17 protein-coding genes are annotated in these 20,914 nt (G+C 44.2%); 11 read left to right on the forward strand and 6 right to left on the reverse strand.

Going from position 1 to position 20,914, the window contains the following annotated elements; translation table 11 throughout:
- Positions 1 to 18 precede the first annotated feature (18 nt).
- Both I6E83_RS06205 and I6E83_RS06210 read right to left on the reverse strand, forming a co-directional pair.
- Entirely contained in the window at positions 19 to 705 is a 687-nt protein-coding gene (locus tag I6E83_RS06205; RefSeq protein WP_197100459.1) for a response regulator transcription factor, read from the reverse strand.
- A gap of 43 nt (positions 706 to 748) precedes the next feature.
- Positions 749 to 2,446, reverse strand: coding sequence for a phosphoethanolamine transferase (locus I6E83_RS06210; RefSeq protein ID WP_197100461.1), 1,698 nt, complete (start codon positions 2,444 to 2,446; stop codon positions 749 to 751).
- Positions 2,447 to 2,632: 186 nt separating this feature from the next.
- Between I6E83_RS06210 and I6E83_RS06215 the strand changes: the two genes are divergently transcribed.
- Both I6E83_RS06215 and I6E83_RS06220 read left to right on the forward strand, forming a co-directional pair.
- Complete coding sequence (locus I6E83_RS06215) at positions 2,633 to 2,941, forward strand: ArsR/SmtB family transcription factor (RefSeq protein WP_110924327.1); 309 nt, start codon at positions 2,633 to 2,635, stop codon at positions 2,939 to 2,941.
- Positions 2,942 to 3,018: 77 nt separating this feature from the next.
- Positions 3,019 to 4,245: an NADH:flavin oxidoreductase/NADH oxidase family protein gene (locus I6E83_RS06220; RefSeq protein ID WP_197100463.1), complete on the forward strand. Its 1,227-nt coding sequence runs from the start codon at positions 3,019 to 3,021 to the stop codon at positions 4,243 to 4,245.
- Positions 4,246 to 4,302: 57 nt separating this feature from the next.
- Here I6E83_RS06220 and I6E83_RS06225 read toward each other — a convergent pair whose 3' ends face one another.
- A complete protein-coding gene (locus I6E83_RS06225; RefSeq protein ID WP_197100465.1) occupies positions 4,303 to 5,193 on the reverse strand; it encodes a LysR family transcriptional regulator in 891 nt (296 codons plus the stop codon).
- A gap of 189 nt (positions 5,194 to 5,382) precedes the next feature.
- Between I6E83_RS06225 and I6E83_RS06230 the strand changes: the two genes are divergently transcribed.
- The 6 genes from I6E83_RS06230 to I6E83_RS06255 all read left to right on the forward strand — a co-directional run bounded on the left by I6E83_RS06230 (position 5,383) and on the right by I6E83_RS06255 (position 12,854).
- Positions 5,383 to 5,772 carry a RidA family protein gene (locus tag I6E83_RS06230; protein ID WP_197100466.1) on the forward strand — a complete coding sequence of 130 codons (390 nt, stop codon included), beginning with the start codon at positions 5,383 to 5,385 and terminating at the stop codon, positions 5,770 to 5,772.
- 59 nt (positions 5,773 to 5,831) lie between these two features.
- A complete protein-coding gene (locus I6E83_RS06235; protein WP_197100467.1) occupies positions 5,832 to 7,307 on the forward strand; it encodes an aldehyde dehydrogenase family protein in 1,476 nt (491 codons plus the stop codon).
- Positions 7,308 to 7,413: 106 nt separating this feature from the next.
- On the forward strand, positions 7,414 to 8,403 hold the full coding sequence (locus I6E83_RS06240; RefSeq protein ID WP_197100468.1) for a membrane dipeptidase: 990 nt from the start codon (positions 7,414 to 7,416) through the stop codon (positions 8,401 to 8,403).
- A gap of 176 nt (positions 8,404 to 8,579) precedes the next feature.
- On the forward strand, positions 8,580 to 10,271 hold the full coding sequence (locus I6E83_RS06245) for a BCCT family transporter (protein ID WP_197100469.1): 1,692 nt from the start codon (positions 8,580 to 8,582) through the stop codon (positions 10,269 to 10,271).
- A 134-nt stretch (positions 10,272 to 10,405) separates the two neighbouring features.
- Positions 10,406 to 12,145, forward strand: a complete 1,740-nt coding sequence (locus I6E83_RS06250; RefSeq protein ID WP_265091207.1) for a hypothetical protein — start codon at positions 10,406 to 10,408, stop codon at positions 12,143 to 12,145.
- Positions 12,129 to 12,854, forward strand: coding sequence for a DUF3726 domain-containing protein (locus I6E83_RS06255; protein WP_197100470.1), 726 nt, complete (start codon positions 12,129 to 12,131; stop codon positions 12,852 to 12,854). The genes I6E83_RS06250 and I6E83_RS06255 overlap by 17 nt, the downstream gene beginning before the upstream one ends.
- Before the next feature lie 164 nt (positions 12,855 to 13,018).
- On the opposite strand, the gene I6E83_RS06260 is transcribed toward I6E83_RS06255, so the two are convergent.
- Positions 13,019 to 13,945, reverse strand: coding sequence for a LysR family transcriptional regulator (locus tag I6E83_RS06260; protein ID WP_197100471.1), 927 nt, complete (start codon positions 13,943 to 13,945; stop codon positions 13,019 to 13,021).
- Between the two features lie 161 nt (positions 13,946 to 14,106).
- Here I6E83_RS06260 and I6E83_RS06265 point away from each other — a divergent pair, with 161 nt between their 5' ends.
- Entirely contained in the window at positions 14,107 to 14,559 is a 453-nt protein-coding gene (locus tag I6E83_RS06265) for a DoxX family protein (protein WP_110924335.1), read from the forward strand.
- A gap of 113 nt (positions 14,560 to 14,672) precedes the next feature.
- Positions 14,673 to 15,494: a DODA-type extradiol aromatic ring-opening family dioxygenase gene (locus I6E83_RS06270; RefSeq protein ID WP_197100472.1), complete on the forward strand. Its 822-nt coding sequence runs from the start codon at positions 14,673 to 14,675 to the stop codon at positions 15,492 to 15,494.
- A gap of 140 nt (positions 15,495 to 15,634) precedes the next feature.
- Here the strand turns inward: I6E83_RS06270 and nirD are convergent, their stop codons facing one another.
- Positions 15,635 to 15,985, reverse strand: coding sequence for a nitrite reductase small subunit NirD (gene nirD / locus I6E83_RS06275; protein WP_197100474.1), 351 nt, complete (start codon positions 15,983 to 15,985; stop codon positions 15,635 to 15,637).
- Between the two features lie 164 nt (positions 15,986 to 16,149).
- Positions 16,150 to 18,750, reverse strand: a complete 2,601-nt coding sequence (nirB, locus tag I6E83_RS06280) for a nitrite reductase large subunit NirB (RefSeq protein WP_197100476.1) — start codon at positions 18,748 to 18,750, stop codon at positions 16,150 to 16,152.
- Between the two features lie 560 nt (positions 18,751 to 19,310).
- Between nirB and I6E83_RS06285 the strand changes: the two genes are divergently transcribed.
- Positions 19,311 to 20,900 carry a NarK family nitrate/nitrite MFS transporter gene (locus I6E83_RS06285; protein WP_342767480.1) on the forward strand — a complete coding sequence of 530 codons (1,590 nt, stop codon included), beginning with the start codon at positions 19,311 to 19,313 and terminating at the stop codon, positions 20,898 to 20,900.
- Positions 20,901 to 20,914: the final 14 nt, after the last annotated feature.

The following is a 20,914-nucleotide window of genomic DNA, read 5'->3' on the forward strand; positions in this document are numbered from 1 at the left end:
TGAAGCTATCAGCGGATTTTATACTTTATCTGGATCAATGATTTGGTAACCCACACCAGGTATCGTGACTATCATAGATTGTACAAAGGGTTTGTCGACTTGTGCACGTACACCATGCATATGCGTGCGCAGGGCATCGCTACTAGGAATGTCCTCACCCCATACCTTTTCTTCTAGCTCGTTTTTACTGACGACTCGAGGAGAAGTGCTCATGAGCACATTTAGTATCTTAAAGCCTGTTGGCGTGAGTTTTAGCGACTGTCCTTCACGTGTGATGGTGTGCTCTTCCGTGTTTAACGACAGCTTGCCGACTTCTATACTATGCCGGAAATGGTCGTCTTGATGTCGACGTATAAGGGCTTTGATGCGTGACTCTAGTTCTACTAAAGAAAAGGGCTTAACCAGATAATCATCGGCACCACTATCGAATCCTGCGACTTTATCTGAAATAGTATCGCGCGCCGTCAACATGAGTACTGGGGTTTTATTATGTAGCTCATCTCTTAGCTTTTTACACAGTTTTGTACCGTCCATGCCAGGTAGCATCACATCTAATAAAATCACGTCATAACGATTATTAGCAGCGAGCGTTAAGCCGCTAATACCATTGTGAGCATTGTCCAACTCAAACCCTTTTGGCTCAAAAAAAGCATAAATATTGGCCACAATATCAGGATTATCTTCAATAATAAGTATTTTGTACATAGATGTCTCGTGCATAAATGCCAGTCGTGAATGGATTAAAACGCTAACTGGCCAGCTTAAAAAAAGTGGGTTCTGCTGCCACTTCATCGGTTATGATACCGAAGAAACTGAGTAAAGTGGGCGTAATGAAATCATGTGATACGGGCTGATCGGTCATACGAGTAAGACTATGGTTATCAATGCTGTTGCTAGTAGGTGACCAAATGATGACTGGTACCTGCTTTTGGGCATCGGGTGCGATACTATAGGGTAGGCCATGCAAATAAATATTGTTTTCTCCTAAGCTCTCGCCATGATCACTGATATATACCATCACCACATCATAGTCTTGCTCATAATTTTTTAGCGTATCAATAACGTTATCTAAGAAGTAATCAGTATAACGAATGGCATTATCGTATCCATTGATAACAGACTGATCATCGCATTTGGCCAGCTCATTGGTCATACAGACAGGTTTAAACTCTTCAAACTCGTTAGGGTAACGCTGGTAATAAGCAGGGCCATGATTGCCCATTTGATGCAGTAAAATAAGCGTGTCTGTAGGTGTGTCGCTTGACTTAACAAGTTTGTCAAAACCATCGAGCATACCAATATCTCGGCATTCAACATCGCAGTTAGGGTTAGTCTCAGCGGTTTTATAGTCTTCAAACGTGACGCGATCGGCCACGCCTTTAGAGCTAGAGTTGTTGTCTCGCCAAATGACGTTGACACCTTGTTTATGTAGCGTGTCCAGTACGTTTTCATTATAGTCTGCATTCTTAGAGTTATAGTTTTCTCTATTAGCATAACTGAACATACAAGGCACCGAGTAAGCGGTAGATGTCCCGCAAGAGGTGGCTTTTCTGAAGCTATAAATGTCTGGCTGGCTAGCCAGTAATGGCATGGTATCGCGCTGATAACCGTTGAGACTAATATGATCAGCACGGGCTGTTTCGCCGACGACAAATACCATCAGCTTAGGTTTTGCAGCATTAGTACCAGCTCCAGTAACAGGCGCTAGACGCTTGGCATCGGTCGCATGCAGTATCAACGTGTCAGGCCAACGTAGTTCATCAATGTAATCAGTGCCCAGTTTGATAACAGAATAGACAGGGGTAATGGGGTTGGCGTAACTACGGATTATTTTGTGTTGACGAAAAAAAGTGGCATATTGATCGCCCAAGGGCAAAAGGCATGCGCCTATAAACGCAAGCGACAGTATCAAAGTCATAATGCGTTGTAAGATGGCACGACGTAAAGGACTGCGTTTTATAGGGGTTTTGGCAATAATAAAAGCGGGTATGATGCCCAATAAAATAAGACGAATAAAAAAGCTTGGTGCCATCAGTCCCGCTGCTTCAGCTTGGTCCGTCTCCATACTATTGATCAGCATATTGGTGTCAAATATCGTGCCGTAAGCATCCGTAAAGTAGCCGCATACAGCAGCTATCAATACCATCGAAATTAGCACGATCTTTGCAATTGGTCGATAGCATAATAGTTGGAACAGTAGCCACATAAGTCCGAATAACAGACCTGCGAGGGACGTTATAAAAGCAATATGAGTTCGAAAGGGATAAATATTCAGCACTTGCTCAAAAAACCCAATATTCGCCGTGGCGACCAAATAGAGCGCAACGATTATAATCAAATAATTGAGATTAATCTCGCGATTAGACACTTTGCTTATTGTGCTTATATCGCTATTTTTAGTATAAGTTTTAGTGTCATTGGTGCTAATTAATTGAGGTATTGACATAATCTGGCTTCTCAATAGCGTTATAGTGGATATATTCCTCACAATAACAAGCGGCCTGTTAAGAAGACGTTAAGGTAATTGAGTTAAAGAATTGTCCAATCGGATACTATGATTGATTAAGCTGTCGATCAAAGTTGTTTTCAATAAATCATTGACTCTTGATGGTATATCGAAATATCATGTTATATGAATATAGAAAACGTAATCTCCGCTCTTAATAACCCCATGCGCCGTCAAATCCTTGAATGGTTAAAAGACAGGTCAAACTTTCCAGCCTCATTACCAGAGCACGCGGATTTGGATGGCGTGTGTGTGGCATATATCCAAGAAAAAGCAGGATTGTCGCAATCAACCATCTCGAATTACATGGGGGTGTTAAAAAAGGCAGGACTGGTCATTGCTGAACGCCATGGTCAATGGACATTTTATCAACGCGATGAGGCTAATATTAAAGCTTTTCTCAACGAGGTTGAGAAAGAGTTGCTAAAGCTTTGATACACTGTCTTCTCAGTCTAAGATGGATTTTTAAAATATAATATCGAGATATTTCGATATAACGATGGAGTGTCCCGATGAAACAAACAATGACCAAACTTAATCCAACCAACCTAGCAGAAACATTAGGTAAGCCGCTTGAACTGCCTTGCGGGGTAGTGCTCAAAAACCGAATGGCGAAGGCCGCAATGTCAGATTCTCTCGGTGATGGGTGTGGTAATGCAACGGATGCTCAATCACGTCTTTATGAGCGCTGGGCACAAGGCGGCGTCGCATTGTCATTGATTGGCGAAGTACAAGGTACTCCTCATTATCCTGAGAAGCCTGGCAATTTAGTACTAAACCCAAATTCAGATATCGAGGCATTACAGGATTTGGCACGTCGCGGATCTATTCATGGTGCACATCTTTGGCCGCAGCTTGGACACGCTGGTGCATTGTCATATTTGCCTGTTAGTAAACCCAAAGGCCCTTCTGCCTTAGATCTTGCAGAGTTACAATGCGAGGGGATGAGCATAGAAGATATCGAGGCGTTACCAGCTATGTATGCAAACGCAGCCATGATTGCTAAAGATGCAGGCTTTGGTGGTGTTCAAATACATGCAGGACATGGGTTTCTTCTAAGTCAGTTTTTATCTCCATTGTTCAATCGACGCACCGATGGATACGGTGGATCTATAGAAGGAAGATTCCGTGTCGTATATGAGGTGATAGAAGCCGTTAGAGAGGCGGTGGGCGATGCATTCCCCATTGGTATTAAGATAAACTCAACCGATCAATTAGAAGGCGGCCTAACAGAAGAGGATGCTATGGAGATGATTGGTATCATCGATCAGACTTCTATCGATCTGATTGATATCAGCGGTGGTACTTATTTTCCAGGTGCTCCTGCAAGCTCAGACAGCAGCTCTGGTAGTGGGCCTTACTTCGTTAGTTTTGCACAACGTGCAAAGCAGATAACCACTATTCCTATTATGGCGACAGGCGGTTTTAAAACGCGTCAGCAAGCTGTTGATGCTATTGCGAGTGGCGCGGTCGATATGGTTAGTATAGGTCGTGGTATGGCATTAAATCCAAATCTAGCCAATGACTGGTTAAATATTGAAGGTGGTGACTCAAAGTTTCCAAGATTCGATACCAACCCTCCAGGCGGTGTCACTGCTTGGTATTCCATGCGACTAACAGCATTAGCAGAAGATAATGAGGATGCATTCGATTTAGATCTAGAATCTGCTATGAGTATTTATGATGCGAGAGATGAGGCTCGTTGCGATGAATGGCGTCAGGCTTTTGGTCGTATCTAACGCAAGACGCCTTGATTTTAGGTCTTGGTTTTCTTATTCAGAGTAAACCTTGCCACTCTACAGCCAGTAGTTCTCTTGAACATACGCAATACAGAGATTATAAAATGCTTGGGCGGGCGGAGAGATAGATTTATTGGCGAGTTTAAAGATACCGATCTGTCGGTTCAAAGAAGGGTCAACTAAATCTATCCAAACCAATTCGGGCTCATTAGCAGGGAAGGCAAGCTTGGGTAGAGTAGTGATGCCCAAATCATTACGCAATAAAGAAAATAGCGATGTGATGTTTTCTACCGTATATCTTGCCCTGCGATTGAGCGCCTCGGCTGGCGTGTTTTCGAGCAATCTGCAAGTGCCATTATAGATAAACGGCTGCGACATGAGTTGTTGCCATGTTAGCCCTTGCACCTGATTTAACTCGTTGTTCAGTTCATTGGCTTTAAGGCAGACAACGCCAATGGGGTCTGATATTAATAAGGTGAAATCTATATTTGCTTTATCAATACTGGTGCAATTGCCCAATGCCAAATCTATCTCACCGGCCAATAACCGATTGGCCACACCGACAGAGTTATCATCTATCAATACAATCTCGATATCAGGATATTTTTTTGAGTATTCGACCAACACGCTAGGTAATAATTTAGTCACTAGTGATGGCACGCTTGCAATTCTAATTTTACCTTTATCGCCAGATGCAGAGGCTCTAAGATCGTCTTCTAGCGCTTGATAAACGGTAAGAAACTGCTCCATTTTTGGTAAGCAGGTTTCACCAAAGGGCGTCAATATGGCTTTGTTTCCCACTTCAAATAAACGCTGACCTAACGTTTTTTCTAATTCCTTTATCGAGGCTGATAAAGCGGCTTGCGAACGGTTAGCGCGATCAGCCGCCGCACGAAAGCCGCCTTCTTCTACCACAAATAAAAAATGTCGTAATTGCTGTAGCTTCATATTCAGATCATCCAAGACTATTTTTCCATAACTTATCTTAAATGATAGATTAAATCTATCAAAATTCAAATTTAATTAGTTAGATTTATCGTTGTTAATTAAGTAGGATAAGTTATATAGCAGTTGGCAATGATTAAATAAATTTCAGATCGCTTACTGCTGAAACCACTTATCAAAGGATCTGACAACATGATGACTCATTCAACCAAACAAGCTATCAAAACCTCACTTTATGCATCTAAAGCCCCTTTAGAATGGGCGATCACCAGCAATGGTACGTTGTACACTGCGCAGATTCCTATCGATGAAAATGGTGATGTGGTTGCAGGTGGTATTGAAGCGCAAACGCGCCAGACCCTAGACAACCTCAAGCACACATTAGAATGTGCCAATGTTGGCATGGATTCGGTACTACAAGTCATGATCTATGTGACCGACCGTGACTATCTAAAAACGGTCAATCGAGTTTACGCTGAATACTTTGAAGCACCCTATCCAAATCGTGCGGCGTTGGTGATAGCAGGATTGGCTCGTGAAGAGATGCTGGTTGAGTTGGTCGTATATGCCGCTGTGCCCTAAACTTTGAATGTACTCCAGTCAATAAATCAAATATTTAATACTTTATCAAGGAAGCTCTTATGTCAGCTCACACCGCCCAACAGATATTGCAGCAAGACCCAACCAAATCACTTTACATCAATGGTGAATGGCAGGCAGGCGTAAATACCGTTGCCAATATTAACCCATCTGATATCACTGAAACTATCGGCGAGTTTGCACAAGCCAGTAGCGATCAAGTCAAAGATGCCATCGCGGCGGCGCGTCAAGCCCAGCCAAAGTGGGAAGCGACTCCTTTAGAAAAAAAGCAGTCTATCCTACAAGCGATTGGCGATGAAATGATTGCTCGCTGTGATGAGCTAGGTACGCTGTTGTCTCTTGAAGAAGGTAAGCCGTTTGCGGAAGGTCGCGGTGAAATTTATCGCGCAGGCCAGTTCTTCCATTACTATGCCGCTGAAGTGCTGCGTCAAATGGGTGATAGCGCTGATTCAGTGCGTCCTGGTGTTAAGGTCGAAGTTACCCGCGAAGCAGTCGGTGTGGTTGCCATTATCTCACCTTGGAATTTTCCAACTGCCACTGCTGTATGGAAAATCGCGCCAGCATTAGCGTTTGGTAACACTGTCATTTGGAAGCCTGCAAATTTAACGCCAGCCAGCGCAGTGGCATTGGCTGAAATTATTCACCGTCAAGGCATGCCAGAAGGCACATTTAACTTATTGTTGGGTGGCGGCTCGTCAGTCGGTGATACGCTCATCAATTCTACAGACATCGACGCCGTTAGCTTTACAGGTTCTGTACCAACAGGTCGCAAAGTCGCTGCTGCTACTGCACCAAACTTTATCCGTTGTCAGCTTGAGATGGGCAGCAAAAACGCCTTGGTTATCGCTGACGATGCCGATTTGCAAGTCGCTATCGATGCGGCAGTGGCTGGTGCGTTTGGCGGTTCGGGTCAGAAATGTACGGCTTCTTCACGTCTTATTGTGATGGACGGTATTCATGATGCGTTTGTAGACGGTGTGATTGCCAAAATGAAAACCCTAAAAGTTGGCCATGCGCTTGAAAACGGCATATTTATGGGGCCTGTCGTCGATGATAAGCAACTGGCATCAAATATGGACTGGATCGAAAAAGCCAAGCAATCTGGTGCCAATTTAGCGTTTGGCGGTGAGCGTTTAGAGATGCCGCATGACGGCTACTATATGTCGCCCACGTTGTTTACGGAGACGGATAACAGCTGGGATATCAACCAAGAGGAAGTGTTTGCACCGCTGGCGTGTGTCTTGCGTGTCAAAAACCTAGAAGAAGCGATTGCCATGACCAATGATACGCGCTTTGGTCTGACGGGCGGCATCATCACCCAAAGCTTGCGCAGCAGTGCGATGTTCAAAGAGCAAGTACAAGCAGGCTGCGTCATGGTCAATCTAGCAACTGCAGGTACGGACTATCACGTGCCATTTGGTGGCCGTAAACAGTCAAGCTTTGGCCCGCGTGAGCAAGGTCAATATGCCAAAGAGTTCTATACCATCGTCAAGACCGCTTATCAAAAAGCGTACTAGAACTATCTTAACAAGAATACTCGCCGCTATCGAAGCGACAGGGTGTGAACACGCACTGAATAGCAAATGATAGCGGTCACTTATAAAAGTATTAAAGGGAATTGATATGTACCAAGACCATATCGTCATTGACGGATTACAGTATAGCCATTGGGATCGCGACTACTTCAAGATGCTACAAGCCAGTGGTATCAATGCGGTACACGCCACCTTGGTCTATCACGAAGACGCTCGCCAAACCACGACTCGCTTTGCTGAATGGCATGCACGCTTTGAGCAAAACTCAGATCTTATCTTGCCCGTGTACTCAGTGGCTGATATCAAAACGGCAAAAGAGCAGGGCAAAGTTGGCATCTTTTTCGGCGCACAAAACTGCTCACCAATTGATGATGAAATTGGTTTGATTAGCGTGATGCGCCGCTTAGGTCTATTGATTATGCAACTGACTTACAACAACCAGAGCTTACTAGCGACGGGTTGTTATGAGCAGAATGACAATGGCATCACCCGATTTGGTCAGCAGGCCATCGCTGAGATGAACCGTGTCGGTATGATTATTGACATGTCACACAGCGCTGAGCGCTCAACGCTTGAGGCGATAGAAGTGTCATCGCGTCCGATATGTATCAGCCATGCCAATCCGACCACGGCTCATGAGGCCTTGCGTAATAAATCAGACACGGTCATCAGTGCCTTGACCCAAGCAGGTGGGTTGTTAGGGTTTAGTTTATATCCATTCCATTTGCCAAATGGCAGCGCATGTACGCTTGATGACTTTTGCACCATGATTGCCAATTGTGCTGATAAATATGGCGTCGAACATTTAGCGATTGGCAGTGATTTATGTCTCAATCAACCGCAAGCCGTGCTTGAGTGGATGCGCAATGGTCGCTGGTCAAAAGCGATGGATTATGGTGAAGGCAATGCCAATAATTCAGGTTGGCCAGATACTTTGCCATGGTTCGCTGGCAAAGACGGTATGGAAAATATCTATAACGGTCTGCTAAAGCACGGTTTTAATGAAAGTGATGCTGGAAAAGTCATCGGTCAAAACTGGTTCGATTTTTTAGAGCAAGGCTTAAAGCCTTTGTCTTAACCACTCAGTCTGAAAATAGTGTTTCAATCAACGGTTACTCGAAATCGCTATAAGAAGACAGACGTTTTATAGCATAAAACCTTTTGAAGTAGACAGTATAGCGAGGTTGTTTAGATATATCATCATTGCTATGCACCTGATTTAAATAACGAAACGTTAGCATATGGAGCCACATCATGGCCGATTTAAAGGGATTTAATCAAGATGAGCAAGGACGCTCAAGCGCTGCCAATACAGATACAGAGGCGGAAAAGGTCACTAGCACATTAATTTCTACAGATGCTGACACGCTAGGGCTTAAAAACCCTGCATTTTGGTACAGTGGCGGCTTTATTACGATCTTTGTGCTCATGGCAATTTTTGCAGAGGCGCAGTTAGCCACGATCGTTGATGTTGGTTTTCAATGGTCGGCTAATATTTTCGGTCCTTTCTGGCAAATTTTGCTTCTTGCTACTTTTGTTATCGCGTTAGCGGTTGGCGCAGGTCGTACTGGTCGCGTCATCTTGGGCAATTTACCAAAGCCTGAAATGGACAATTTCAAATGGATGGCTATTCTGTTTTGTACGTTGCTGGCTGGCGGCGGGGTTTTTTGGGCTGCGGCAGAACCCATTGCTCATTTCGTTTCAGCACCTCCATTATATGGTGAATCACCAGACTTACAACAACGGGCTTTTAACGCCTTATCACAGTCTTTTATGCACTGGGGATTTTTGGCGTGGTCGATTGTCGGTAGTTTGACAGCGATTGTGGTCATGCATCTGCATTATGACAAAGGCTTACCGCTGAAACCTCGTACGCTTCTTTATCCTATGTTTGGTGAGCGCGTACTCACTGGTCAAACGGGCGCGATTATCGATGCTTGCTGTATCGTCGCCGTCGCCGCTGGTACGATTGGTCCTATCGGTTTTCTGGGTCTACAAACCAGCTATGCACTCAACACCTTGTTTGGTATCCCTGATACGTTTACCACTCAGCTCATCATTATTGTATTTGCTATTGCGCTTTATACCTTATCAGCGATCAGTGGGCTTGCTCGAGGCATGCAGTTGCTCAGCCGCTTTAATGTCATATTGGCGGTTGCCCTGATGCTCTTTATTCTGATATTTGGGCCGACCAACTTTATTGTGAATGGTTATATCCAAGGTGTCGGTACGATGGTCGATAACTTTATCCCAATGGCGACGTTTCGCGGTGATGAAGGTTGGCTTGGCGGTTGGACAGTGTTCTTTTGGGGTTGGTTTTTAGGCTATGGCCCGATGATGGCCATCTTTATCGCTCGCATCTCACGTGGTCGTACGATTCGCCAATTAATTACCACCGTTTGTATTATTGCACCGCTCGTGACGTGCTTTTGGTTCACCGTCGTTGGTGGTTCTGGTTTAGCATTCGAGATTGCCAACCCTGGTAGTGTCAGTAGTGCATTTGAAGGCTTCAATCTACCCGGTGCATTATTAGCCGTCACGCAGCAACTCCCATTTCCTTTGATTACCTCGATATTGTTCTTGATTTTGACGACGGTATTTATCGTGACCACTGGCGACTCGATGACTTATACCATCAGTGTGGTCATCAGTGGCGAGCGTGAGCCGAACGCCATGATTCGCACCTTTTGGGGCATCATGATGGGTGTAACAGCCATTGTTCTAATATCGCTTGGTTCGGGCGGCGTGACAGCGTTGCAGTCCTTTATCGTGATTACCGCCGTGCCAGTCTCTTTTGTATTGTTGCCTTCATTATGGAATGGGCCACAGATTGCTCAGCAAATGGCACGAGAGCAAGACTTGTATCGTCCCAATAAGGTAGAAACCAGACATAAAATTAGTGAAGAAAAACGTGCTCAGGAAAAATTGGCTGAAAAAATTGATTGAAGCACTGAATCACTAAACGGTAAATATGAGACAGCCATCACCTACACCGCTAATTTTATATTTACCAATAGATATCATCATTGAGATTATTAACGAAGCTGCTGGCTCGGTATATTAGGTAAGGTAGTGAAATTATGAATATGGTTTATGCAAATAACGAAAACAGTAACGTCAAACCACCTTCGCTTAGTACGGGTTTTCGTACTCGTGATGTGATTATGAATGCAGAAAGATTAGGCGCAATGCACCAGACCCGTATTAGCTTTGTGCGCACACTACTACGCAAAGTTGACAAAGAAAAATGGACACTCAGTACGCACTTATGGGATTTGGATGAACAAGGTTACGGCAAAGTTATCTATCGCCTCAATACTCCAGAGCACTTGTATCATCTGGTAGTTTTCTGTAATGAGCTGGCTGATGAAGAGCGTAATGATAGGGTGATTGCCCAAAAATGGGATGTGACCTTTGGGCTTGTGTTTGGTGAGATAGGTGAAGAATTATTAGATAATCTACAAGCTAATGTGCCGCTACAAGAAGCAGGTCGCAACTCTAATATGGTGATGGTGCTGGCACGAGCAAATAAGAGCGTCAGGGTCTTTGATCATATTGTCAGCTCGCTTGCTATTGGTAGGCAACCAGATGTAGATGTGCTATCGCAAGTCGGTTATATTTTGCGTACCACGGCTGTCTATGGCAACGGTAAGTTTGGTATTTATGATTTTAAGCCGTTGGAGCATAGTGAAGACTTTGATCAATCGTTTCGGGCACAGATGTGTGCCGTCTACCTGCTGCGCGAGTTTAGCTTAGATTGGGTTGATTATTTGGCAAAGCAAAAAGGTGGTAGCAATGCAGTCACGTTGCATCCAGAGATTAAACGTTATCTTGGGATTGGTAATGCTACGGGTCTGGGTATGGCACCGTACTTAATCAACCATCCTTGTGTCGTTGACCAATGGCTTGCGACGCGTGAAGAGGCATTGCAAGCAACGTTGGTCTGTCAGGTGGAACCCAAAGAAACGGCGCATTTTGCGAGCTTAATCAAACGTGCCATTCAGCATTTTAGCGAAATCGTTACTATCAATGAGCAGCAAATAAAACTCAATGAAGCGGTCGTCACAGAGTTAACAGTACTACAAAACAATTTGATGATAAGTATTAATAATTACGCGACATGGGCAGAGTTTTTGCAAGACCACGATTACCTGAGTTTTGAGAGTCAAGAAGTCATCATATCCTGCTTAATGGAGTTGTATCCTGAGCGTGTCGATGCCTCTCAAAAAAAGGTAAATGCTGATGAAGCTTTATCGTTACCGAAAGGAAAGGTGATTCAAGATTTAATTGATGTATTAGAGCTGTATTATCAGTGGGCGATTGATATTGATTTTAGCCAGCCTGAAAACAGCTATTGGTTTTGGTATCGTTCAGTGGATAAAGAAGAGCCGCGCATGGGCGTGCGCGGGCAAGAGCCGGGCGCGGATCGTGAACTTGCATTGGACATCGCAAGGCAAGCAAACAGACTGTATCTCGCGCTTAAGCAAGCCAATGCTCAACAACTGATTTCTGAGTTTACTTTAAATCAACCAAAGTACCGTTCAATTGCGCGTCGCGTTTGGACGATGGGGCATAAACCATTGGGTGATATTCAGATGAATGTTTTGCATAAAACCGCATTACCCATGCATCTATTACGGTGTAAATTATCGATGTTTGGTGCGACGAAATTTGATCCTAGATCCGATCGTTGGGTGCGGATTACCTTGTTTCAAGGTGCGCCTTTATTTGCAGAAGTGCATAGTGATGAATGGCTGTTTCCATTACTACCCGATTTATCGACAGAGCAGGGAGGTTTGACTCATGATCGTATCGCATAATGAAATCGTCGCGATGGTATACAAAGCCTTTACTGGGCTGCACAGAGAAGTGGGTGAAGCAGATGTGATTGCCACTATGGTCGCTGAGCTACAGATGGCGGGCTTGGATGGTATCAGACACTTTAATAACGCCAGTCCGTATATCTTGAACGAGGTTGATACGCCAATTAACATCATCCATCAAGAGGAATGTGCTATTCGCTTAGAGTTGCATGGTAATAGTTTGGCTTGTCACTTGCCGACCATCATTGACTATGCGCTTGAAAAAATGGGTGATCTAACGCATTTTCATATTTATTTGCAGAACTGCCATAACCGCTGGCTGGCTTATAGTGAGCTGGTAGGATTGGCAAGCAAGGGTTTTGCCTGTCTGGCTAAATGGGACAATGGCTCTGTACCTAAACAAACGTTATTCACGTTAAATCAAGGGTTTATCTATCCTGATCTATACTTTTTTGATAAGGCACAAGCCAACTATAATACCAATGATATGATTATTGAGATTGCGACTCAAAACTTTGATATTGAAAACGATATTCAGAATTTCGATCGTAAAATATCAACAGATGAACTGTTTTCAACCCATCAGCGCGCGTGGAAAGAAGGTATCTATGTCGACGATGAACAATGGGCGATACTCAGAACAACAGCCGCCGCGATATTGGTCGAAAATAGTGAAGCATCAAGTAAAGGCGCGGGAGGCATATAGCGTATAAAGCCAGACTTCTAATTACTCTATCAAATATCTTTATGTATAATTGGTTCAGTTTGAAAGAGAGACGAGGCAACCGAGTGCAGAGGTATATGTGATACTTCAACCGAGGTTAACGCTGTCACTCTTTTATATAAGGTTGGCTAGATATTAATAAGCAATTAGCTATTTGGCGCTTGCGTGATGTGCTCATCCCAGTATGGCGGAGCGCCATAATAGTCTGTCATAAAGTCAATAAAACATCTGACCTTATGGGGCAGCAGCTTTCTATGAGCATAGACAGCATACAAGCCCAAAGGGTCGGGCTCATACTCAGGCAACACTACGACCAACTTACCAGTATGTAGTGCATCACTAGCAATAAAAGTTGGTTGTAATATTAATCCTCCACCTGCAATAGCCGCCTCAACGAGTACGTCACCGTTGTTACTGCGGAATATACTATGCTCCTTGAATTGTTTTGCTTTTAGGTACTTATAAATTTGTCCTTTGGTTTCAACATTCATATAGCTGTAATGCAAATAGCGATGCGATTCCAAATCTTCAAGCTTCTTAGGCACGCCGTGGATTTTTAAATACTCAGGCGATGCGCATAAAACCACGCGGATAGGTGCAATTTTCTTAGCGACGAGTGATGAGCTGTCGAGCTGTCCGATACGCAGTGCAATATCAAAGCCTTCTTCAACGATATCAACTTTCCGGTCGCTTAGCTGAAGGTCAACAGTGACAGAAGGATGCTGTGCTTGAAAATCAGTGATCAGTCTTGCCATATGCTTTAAAGCAAATGAGACAGGCGCACTGATTCGCAAGATTCCCTTGGGGTGCTGCTGTAGGCCGCCTAATTGCGCCGCCATTTCATCAATGCTCAATAAAACCTGCTGCGCATGCGTAAAATATTGGCTACCAGCCTCAGTTATACTCACTTTACGGGTAGTGCGATTAAGCAGGCGAGTATGTAGTTCATCCTCTAGCTTTGCCACATACTTGCTCACCAGTTGCGGCGAGAGCTGCATCGTGATGGCGGCTTTGCTAAAACTGCCCTCTGTCACGATTGCTACAAAGGCACGCATCGCGTCGATTCTATCCATGTTTTTTCCTGTATTTATCCTAATATCAAATATATTATAAACAATACATTGATAATTATTCAATATAACTTAGCTTACTCTTTTATATCGTTGATAGTAAAGTGTGCTCATATCATTTCCGACACTATTTATCCTAATCATACATTCTGGAGTAAGCATCAATGACAACATCACTACTAAATAAAGTTTTGACATCGAACGCTGGAGCAGCGGCCTTAGTTCTTCGTATACCAGTTGGCCTGATTTTGGCAGCCCACGGTGCCCAGAAGCTATTTGGTTGGTTTGGTGGTAATGGGCTAGCAGGTACGGCTCAATGGTTAAGCAGTATGGGTATGGAACCTGGTTACTTAATGGCGATATTGGCAGGCGGCGCTGAATTCTTTGGTGGTCTTGCTCTGGTATTGGGTTTGCTAACCAGACCAGCCGCTTTAGCCGCAGCATTTACCATGTTGGTGGCTATTTTTTCTGTCCATATCGGCAATGGATTATTTGCTGATAATGGTGGTTACGAATACGCGTTGACATTGATGGTGGCTTCGCTCGCGTTAATGATACAAGGGGGCGGAAGTTTCAGTATCGACAAAATGCTATCAGGAAAAGTCGAGCAGATTTAATAGCTGTCAGCAGTTTAAAACTTGCGTCATCTAGAGCCATTTCTCAGCTTAAACATTGGTATTTATTATTGGGTTATTGAGCATTAAAGTGAAGCATAATGGAGTAAAAGCGAATGGGCAACGAGTCGATTTCGGTCACACAGCCAGTATTCTTTATCCCTCATGGTGCGGGGCCGTGCTTTTTCATGGATTGGCAACCGGCTGATACGTGGAATAATATGGCTGCATTTTTAAAAAGTATTTCTGATCGATTGCCTGAGCCTCCCAAAGCTATTTTGATGGTTAGTGCGCATTGGCAGACATCTGAATTTAGTATTACCGCTGGCACGAAACCTGAGCTCATTTATGATTATTATGGTTTTCCTGATCATACCTATCAACTGACTTACCCTGCATGTGGCGCGCCAGTATTGGCCGAGCGGATTAGCCAATTGTTTACCGATGCAGGTATCACTAATGAAAAAAATACCACGAGAGGATTTGATCACGGGACTTTTATACCCTTAAAGCTGATGTATCCTGAGGCCGATATTCCAGTGGTGCAGCTATCATTACATAATAATCTAGACCCGAAGGCGCATCTGGCTGCAGGTCGAGCGCTGGCATCATTGCGTAAAGAGGGCGTGTTAATCATCGGTAGTGGCATGAGCTTTCATAATATGCGTGGCTACAACGATGCAAACTTTACCGCACCTTCAGAACGTTTTGATGAATGGCTGACTAATACTGTGGAATCGGTAGATTCAGATGAGCGACTTGTAGCCCTTGCGAATTGGTCAAAAGCGCCTCACGCGCTTGATTCACATTTATTGGGTGCAGAAGAGCATTTACTGCCGCTTATGATAACGGTAGGGGCAGCAGGTCACGATGATGGTCGGAAGGTTTATTCTGAACAAGTACTAAAAACGCAAATATCAGCCTTTCAGTTTGGCTAAATGTTTTGAAAAGTACAACCCATAGTGTTTCAGCGTGGTTGTCAAAAATAAAAACCCCTTTGAATCTCAGATTCAAAGGGGTTTTTATTTTTGAGATAGCGATTATGAATAAAATATCAAATTAGAGATAACGTCTCTTATTATTCATATGTTGCCACCACATTATTTCCATCAAGTTTGAATTTATAAGTATTGAGCACAATACTCTCATCATCTAAACACTGACCAGTAGCTAGGTTAAAGCGTTGCTTATAGATGGGCGAGGCCACATAAAGGACTTCTTTTGCTGTTCCTGTATCATCTGTAATCGTGGTGCCACCAATCAACCCCCGTGACAGTACATTGGCTTGACTGAATGGATCGTAGTTATCAAGAGCGAATAAATCGTTCTGTTTGGTACGAAAAATAGCAATTTGTTTGCCATCTATCAGGGCGCAGACACCGGTTTCAGGAATGATATCGTCAAGTGTACAAATAGTCTGTTGGTTCATGAGGCGGTATCCTTAGTGATGATAATATTGCTCTGTATGAGTGATAAATTGTGAGTGACAAGCTGCAAGTTGCAAAACATGATTTGAGAAAAATGAGTCGTAAAACTTGAGTCAAAAAACAGCACCTTGCTTGTTGTGATAACAAACAAGGCACTCATCATTGGCTAAGCCAGTTCAACTAAGTTAATGGTTGCTTTTTCCGCGTCAGTCGCTGGACGAATCTGTTCACGATCGGTCACGAAAACGACATTCTCATCGCCTTGCTCACTGTTTACAAAATGACGGAAACGTTTGAGTTTTTCGGTGTCGTTAATCGTCGCCGCCCACTCACACACGTAATTGTCGACCAACAATTGCATTTGCGCTTCGAGCTCATCTGCTATGCCTAAACTGTCTTCGATAATGACAGCCTTCAGATAATCAAGCCCGCCATCTAAGCTTTCACGCCACTTTGAGGTACGTTGTAGCTTGTCCGCTGTTTTTATATAGAACATAATGATGCGGTCGATGTATTTGACCATGGTTTCGGTATCCAGATCGGTGGCGAACAGCTCGCCATGACGCGGGGTGATACCACCATTACCGCAGACAAATAGATTCCAGCCGTTTTCAGTCGCAATCATGCCAAAGTCTTTACTTTGCGCCTCAGCACATTCGCGCATACAGCCCGACACACCCATCTTGATTTTGTGCGGTGAGCGCACGCCTTTATAACGATCTTCTAATCTCAAGGCTAGGCCAATACTGTCATCGACGCCGTAACGGCACCAGTTATTACCGATACAAGATTTCACGGTACGTAAAGATTTACCATAGGCATGGCCAGTCTCAAAGCCTGCTTGCACCAGTTGCGTCCAAATATCAGGCAATTGCTCCATGCGTGCGCCAAACAGATCGACCCGCATCCCACCAGTGATTTTGGTGTACAAATTAAACTGCTTCGCTACTTGACCCAGTACGATGAGCTTGTCTGCAGTAATTTCACCGCCTGGCACACGAGGTACGACGGAATAAGTGCCGTCTTTTTGGATGTTACCTAAGTAGTAATCGTTACTGTCCTGTAGTGGTGTCAGTTCGGTTTTGAGTACGTAGTCATTCCAGCATGATGCTAGAATAGAGGCGACCGTTGGTTTACAGATCTCACAACCATGACCGCTACCATGTTCAGTCAATAATTCATCAAAGGTTTTGATACCGTGCACGCGAATCAGGCTATATAAATCTTGACGAGAGTACGCAAAGTGCTCACACAAGTCATTGTTTACTTCAAAGCCCATGGCGGTGAGTTGATAGCTGACCGTATCTTTGACCATAGGGGCACAGCCACCACAGCCACTACCGGCACTGGTCATGGTTTTTACATCGCTGACGGAGTATGCGCCGTTTTCAACTGCCGAGCAGATAGCGCCTTTGGTCACGTTATAACAAGAGCAAATCGTGGCGGTATCTGGCAGATTGTCGATGCCCATCACGGGTTTTTCGACATTGGGTAATATCAGGCTTTCTGGGTGTGCGGGTAGGTCAATGTCATTTAAATACAATTGCAATAGGTTGTTATAGTCTTCGGTGTCGCCTACCAATACGGCACCAAGCAAGCGTTTGTTATCAGGTGTGGTGACCAGTTTTTTATAAATGCCCTCACCAGGGTTTTGATACAGATAGCTTAAACTGCCTTCACTCGTGCCATGTGCATCGCCAATACTGCCCACATCCACACCCATCAGTTTTAACTTGGTGCTCATGTCGGCACCCGTAAATATCTGCTTGCTATCACCAGCAATTTGCGCGGCACAGATACTGGCCATATTGTAGCCGGGAGCCACCAGGCCAAATACTTTGTTGTCCCATACTGCGCATTCGCCTACGGCATAAACATGATCAGCGTTGGTACGACATTGCTCATTGATCAAGATGCCACCACGCCCGCCCATTTCGATACCGCATTCGGGGTTGTTTTTAATAAGGCCATCTTGCGGTCTAATACCGGCGCTAAACACAATCATATCGGTCGTTAGAGAGGTACCATCTGTAAACTCCATGGTTAAATGTTGATCATCACCGCTGGTGTCATCAGAGTTCGGCGCAGTATTAGACAGAATCTCTTTGGTGTTTTTGCCTGTCAGTACTTTGACACCAAGTGCTTCTATTTTTCGCTTTAAAATCTCACCGCCAGCGGCATCGAGCTGAACGCCCATCAATTGCGGCGCAAACTCGACCACATAGGTATCAAGCCCTAGCGTAACGAGCGCTTTTGCGGCCTCAAGCCCCAATAGACCACCACCAACCACCACGCCTTTTTTGACAGTGGGCAGCTCAGCAATCGCTAAAATCTCATCTAAATCCGCAATGGTACGGTATACATGGCAATGCGGATGCTCGCGACCTGGGATGGGCGGCACAAAAGGATATGAGCCCGTCGCTAGTACCAACTCAGAGTATTCAATAATCTCGCCTGCCTCAGTAGTAATACGCTGACCGGCCGAATCGATATCTACAATGCACTGATTCAAATGCAAATTAACTTTTGATAATTCATAAGCCGTCAAATCTACTAGGTTCAGCTTACTGGCATCTTTATGTTCAAAGTAGCTCGACAAATAAACACGGTCATAAGCAGGGCGGTCTTCTTCAGCAAACACATGAATGTCAAATTGCTGATGTAGTCCTTGCTCAATTGCTCGTTCAATAAAGTGATGACCGACCATACCATTGCCAATCACCACCAAATTGCCTTTACTTTCTGTGCTCAATGCAGTGCTACTCATGCGTCTGTCCTTAGTAATGGGGCTGGTTGGATACGGTCATCGTTTATTTTTTTATCACGCTATAAACGGCTCCGTCCCTCAACAACAGCTGATAAACAGCATTTAATACCTACTATTACAGAGCATTCAATAATCATGCCATGGCACTTCGATTAGCGGGGGTTTTGCATGTTACTACTAGATATAAAGGTATGCCGTATCGGGGCCAGTCGCTTATGTAATAAGGTTTTTACGTGAGTATGGCTAGCTCCATTACTTACCAAAAATCAGGATAGATACCGTTGTTGCCGACTGCAATGTCAGAAGTTAATGCACCAAAATAGATACTGCTGTGCCCCACGTTGGATGTTATTGCTGTTTATAAGGGAGGCTGACGGAGTGTTTTAAACCTGCTGTGTTAATGCTTTATTAGCATAAGCGTCAGGTGTGATGATGGTTATAGACCCGCCAGTAAAGGCGCCTAGAGACTCAATAAGCGTTGGTCTTTATACAGATTTGGCAGCGTACACAAATAACTGGCATAACCATTGCACCGCCTGAAACATTGCTACTTATCATATTTGAATACTGCATTTTTTGAACACTTAGTACCTTTAGTACGTTGTCAGAACCCTGAAGTTAATCATTTGAGGAAGTTGCCTATGTCATCATCAGCCCCCGTTGCACCTAGTAAAGACAAGCTTAATGTTTTGTCATTTACGGGTAAAAATAAAATCCTTCATTTAGGTTGGATGGCATTTTTCCTTACCTTTTTTGTATGGTTCAACCATGCACCATTTTTATCAGCGATTGGAGAAACACTCAATCTGAGTAAAGACCAAATCAAAACGTTACTCATTTTAAACGTGGCATTGACCATTCCTGCCCGCGTGATTATCGGGATGCTGACAGACCGTTTTGGCCCTCGCATTGTTTATACCGCTATTTTAGCCATTGGTGCTATTCCTTGTTTTACCTTTGCGTTCGCGCAGGATTACAACACCTTGGCGCTGTCTCGGTTTTTGCTGGGTTTTGTGGGTGCAGGTTTTGTGGTGGGTATTCGTTTGATGAGTGATTGGTTTCCAACCAATGAATTGGGGACGGCTGAAGGTATTTATGGCGGTTGGGGTAATTTTGGCTCGGCAGCAGCGGCATTGTTATTACCAACTATAGCGATTGGTGCAGCAGCAGTGTTCGGTGGTGATGAAGGGTGGCGTTATGCAACAGCCACATCAGGGGTCGTGATGGCGCTTTATAGCATCATTTTTTATAAGATGGCGCGTAATACACCCAAAGGCGCTACTTATTTTAAACCTAAAAAATCAGGTGCCATGATGGTGACGTCATCGGGTGATTTTTGGTTAATGATGGTTTTTAAACTGCCTATGTATTTGGCATTGGCACTATTGGCATGGAAACTATCACCTGATGGTGTGAGCTTATTGAGCCAGTCTAGTGTCACCATGGTCTATATTGGCCTTGCGATACTGTATGTTTACGAGTTCGTTAGTAGCTACCGTTTTAATAAAGAGGTTTTCACCACGCCTGTACCAGTGGCGCATCGTTATGATTTTAAGCAAGTGGGTATCTTAAATATTTTGTATTTTGCCACGTTTGGCTCAGAGCTTGCCGTCGTGTCGATGCTACCTTTGTTTTACCAAGAAACTTTTAGTTTATCGATTGTGATGGCAGGGGTATTGGCATCGAGCTATGCCTTTATGAATCTCATGTCACGCCCAGGTGGCGGTTGGCTCAGTGATAAGTTTGGTCGCAAAATAACTTTATTGATTTTGACAGCTGGTTTGGCTATCGGGTATCTGTTGATGGGCTTCCTTGACTCAACGTGGCCACTGGCATTGGCATTGTTAATCACAATGTTTTGCTCATTCTTCGTACAGGCAGGTGAGGGTGCTGTTTTTGCGGTGATTCCTCTGATCAAACGCAGCATGACAGGGCAGTTTGCAGGGATGACAGGTGCGTATGGTAATGTTGGATCAGTGGTGTATTTAACGGTGCTGAGTCTGGTGTCTTATCAGGTGTTTTTCTTTGTAATTGCAGCGACAGCAGTGGCTGGGTTCTTTGCATTGTTTTTCTTAAAAGAGCCAGAAGGCATCATTATTGAAGAAATGCCAGATGGTACATTTGCCGAAATACAAGTGAGTCATAGATAGTACGGGGTGAAGAC

The sequence above is a fragment of the Psychrobacter sp. SZ93C1 genome, from assembly GCF_015864635.1.
GTDB classification, from domain to species: domain Bacteria; phylum Pseudomonadota; class Gammaproteobacteria; order Pseudomonadales; family Moraxellaceae; genus Psychrobacter; species Psychrobacter fozii.

What these genes read in the sequence shown, in the direction of transcription:
- I6E83_RS06205 (WP_197100459.1), bottom strand. Translation starts at nt 705, where the DNA reads ATGTACAAAATACTTATTATTGAAGATAATCCTGATATTGTGGCCAAT.
- I6E83_RS06210 (WP_197100461.1), bottom strand. Translation starts at nt 2,446, where the DNA reads ATGTCAATACCTCAATTAATTAGCACCAATGACACTAAAACTTATACT.
- I6E83_RS06215 (WP_110924327.1), top strand. Translation starts at nt 2,633, where the DNA reads ATGAATATAGAAAACGTAATCTCCGCTCTTAATAACCCCATGCGCCGT.
- I6E83_RS06220 (WP_197100463.1), top strand. Translation starts at nt 3,019, where the DNA reads ATGAAACAAACAATGACCAAACTTAATCCAACCAACCTAGCAGAAACA.
- I6E83_RS06225 (WP_197100465.1), bottom strand. Translation starts at nt 5,193, where the DNA reads ATGAAGCTACAGCAATTACGACATTTTTTATTTGTGGTAGAAGAAGGC.
- I6E83_RS06230 (WP_197100466.1), top strand. Translation starts at nt 5,383, where the DNA reads ATGATGACTCATTCAACCAAACAAGCTATCAAAACCTCACTTTATGCA.
- I6E83_RS06235 (WP_197100467.1), top strand. Translation starts at nt 5,832, where the DNA reads ATGTCAGCTCACACCGCCCAACAGATATTGCAGCAAGACCCAACCAAA.
- I6E83_RS06240 (WP_197100468.1), top strand. Translation starts at nt 7,414, where the DNA reads ATGTACCAAGACCATATCGTCATTGACGGATTACAGTATAGCCATTGG.
- I6E83_RS06245 (WP_197100469.1), top strand. Translation starts at nt 8,580, where the DNA reads ATGGCCGATTTAAAGGGATTTAATCAAGATGAGCAAGGACGCTCAAGC.
- I6E83_RS06250 (WP_265091207.1), top strand. Translation starts at nt 10,406, where the DNA reads ATGAATATGGTTTATGCAAATAACGAAAACAGTAACGTCAAACCACCT.
- I6E83_RS06255 (WP_197100470.1), top strand. Translation starts at nt 12,129, where the DNA reads ATGATCGTATCGCATAATGAAATCGTCGCGATGGTATACAAAGCCTTT.
- I6E83_RS06260 (WP_197100471.1), bottom strand. Translation starts at nt 13,945, where the DNA reads ATGGATAGAATCGACGCGATGCGTGCCTTTGTAGCAATCGTGACAGAG.
- I6E83_RS06265 (WP_110924335.1), top strand. Translation starts at nt 14,107, where the DNA reads ATGACAACATCACTACTAAATAAAGTTTTGACATCGAACGCTGGAGCA.
- I6E83_RS06270 (WP_197100472.1), top strand. Translation starts at nt 14,673, where the DNA reads ATGGGCAACGAGTCGATTTCGGTCACACAGCCAGTATTCTTTATCCCT.
- nirD (WP_197100474.1), bottom strand. Translation starts at nt 15,985, where the DNA reads ATGAACCAACAGACTATTTGTACACTTGACGATATCATTCCTGAAACC.
- nirB (WP_197100476.1), bottom strand. Translation starts at nt 18,750, where the DNA reads ATGAGTAGCACTGCATTGAGCACAGAAAGTAAAGGCAATTTGGTGGTG.